At 67.1% G+C, this 1870-nt stretch carries 2 protein-coding genes and 1 pseudogene; all 3 read left to right on the forward strand.

Features of this window, described 5'->3' with window-relative positions; translation table 11 throughout:
* A partial coding sequence (locus tag WA317_RS18670) for a PE domain-containing protein (protein WP_425174453.1) occupies positions 1-153 on the forward strand: 153 nt, incomplete at its 5' end.
* Between the two features lie 2 nt (positions 154-155).
* Positions 156-1685, forward strand: coding sequence for a PPE family protein (locus tag WA317_RS18675; RefSeq protein WP_425174452.1), 1530 nt, complete (start codon positions 156-158; stop codon positions 1683-1685).
* A gap of 58 nt (positions 1686-1743) precedes the next feature.
* Positions 1744-1870: pseudogene (esxG, locus tag WA317_RS18680) on the forward strand (type VII secretion system protein EsxG); the annotation flags it as partial.

Genomic DNA, 1870 nt, shown 5'->3' on the forward strand with positions numbered 1-1870 from the left:
GGGTTCAGCGCCCAGGGCAGTGAGCATGCGGCGGTGGCAGCCCAGGGCGTGGAGGAGCTGGGCCGTTCCGGCGTCGGAGTGGCCGAATCCGGCGTCAGTTACGCCACCGGAGATGCCGCCGCCGCATCGACCTATCTGGTCGCCGGGGGGTGACGATGACGGCGCCGATCTGGATCGCGTCGCCGCCCGAAGTGCATTCAGCGCTGTTGTCGAGTGGACCGGGGCCTGGGGCATTGCTGGCCGCTGCGGGTGCGTGGAGCTCTTTGAGCACCCAATACACGTCAGCGGCAGGCGAACTCAGCGGGCTGCTCGACGCGGTGCAGGCTGGCTCGTGGAACGGCCCCAGCGCGGCCCAGTATGTGGCCGCGCATGTGCCGTATCTGGCTTGGCTGACCCAGGCCAGCGCCGACAGCGCGGGGGTGGCCGCTCAGCACGAAGCCAGTGCCGCCGCTTACACCGCCGCGGTGGCAACGATGCCCACGCTGGGCGAGTTGGCCGCCAACCACACCATCCACACAGTGCTGCTTGCAACTAACTTTTTCGGTATCAACACGATTCCGATCACGCTCAACGAGGCCGACTACGTTCGGATGTGGGTGCAGGCCGCCACCACGATGGCCGCCTATCAGGTCACCGCAGGCACCGCGCTGGCGTCAGCGCCGCGGACCGCGCCGGCGCCGTTGCTGGTGATCCCCGGTGTCGGCGAGTCCGGTAGCGCCGCGGCGACCGGGTCGCAGACCGCCGCGCAGGCGCAGGCGGCTGACTCCGGGTCGTCGCTTAACCTGTCCGACCTTCTGTCTTCCCGCCTGAATTTCACCAACATTTTCCGTCAACTCGCCACTTTTGGGCAGAATCCGTCCGGGATCCTGCAACTAATCAGCGGGTATTTCGGGTTGAACCCCCTAGTGTCCCTGCTGGCATTTGCTCCATTGCTGGTGGGTTTCGCTGTCTACGAGGTGGTTTCACCCATCGCCACCTACCTCCCGATATTGCTGCTTCTGCCGTTCATCATCGCGGCGATCGTGAACTACGTACAGTCGCTGGCCGTGGCTGTCGTGCCGGCGGCCGTGCCCGCCGGCGGAGTAGCCGCTCCGGCCGTTGTTGCTACCCACGCCTCGCTGCCGGCCAAGGCGCCGGTCGCCGCGATCGGGTCGACCATTACGGGTTCCACAGCCACGGCCTCAACTGTTTCCACGGCAACCGGCGCAGGTGCCCCGCCCGCGTCCGCTGCGGCCGGAGTGGGATTTCCCTACCTGGTCGGCGGATTCGACCCGGACGGCGGTCCGGGCCCCACGCTGATCGACCGCGAAGGTGGCAGAGCGCCGTCGTCCGACATTCGCACGGCCGTCACCGCGCCTGCGCTGAGTCGCGACAAGACCCGCGCGCGGCGACGCCGCCGAGCCGAGATGCGCGACCACGCCGACGAATTCGCCGACATGGACATCGACGTCGACCCGGACTGGGGTGCTCCGCGGGAACCCGTCGTGGCCACAACCGTCTCTGATTCCGGTGCGGGAGCTCTGGGTTTCTCCGGAACGGCCCGCAAGGGCGCTCTCGCCGGAGCGGCCGGGCTGACCACGTTGCTCGGCGACGAGTTCGGTGGTGGCCCGCGCATGCCGATGGTTCCGGGTGGCTGGAACGGCGAGCAGCCCGGCAACGCAGCGGAGGGAGAGCCAAACAGCTGATGCAACAGAGGTTTCCATGTTATCGCAAGGCCAGTAGAAGTCAGAAAGGAAGTAACCGATGAGTATGTTGGATGCGCATATTCCGCAGTTGGTGGCGTCGCAGTCGGCGTTCGGGGCCAAGACGGCGTTGATGCGTTCGACGATTGGTCAGGCCGAGCAGGAGGCGATGTCGGCGCAGGCGTTTC

Source organism: Mycobacterium sp., assembly GCF_049802695.1.
In the GTDB taxonomy this organism is placed as follows: domain Bacteria; phylum Actinomycetota; class Actinomycetes; order Mycobacteriales; family Mycobacteriaceae; genus Mycobacterium.

Bases quoted from the DNA above. Each gene is read 5' to 3' on its own strand.
- WA317_RS18675 (WP_425174452.1), top strand. From the start codon at position 156: ATGACGGCGCCGATCTGGATCGCGTCGCCGCCCGAAGTGCATTCAGCG.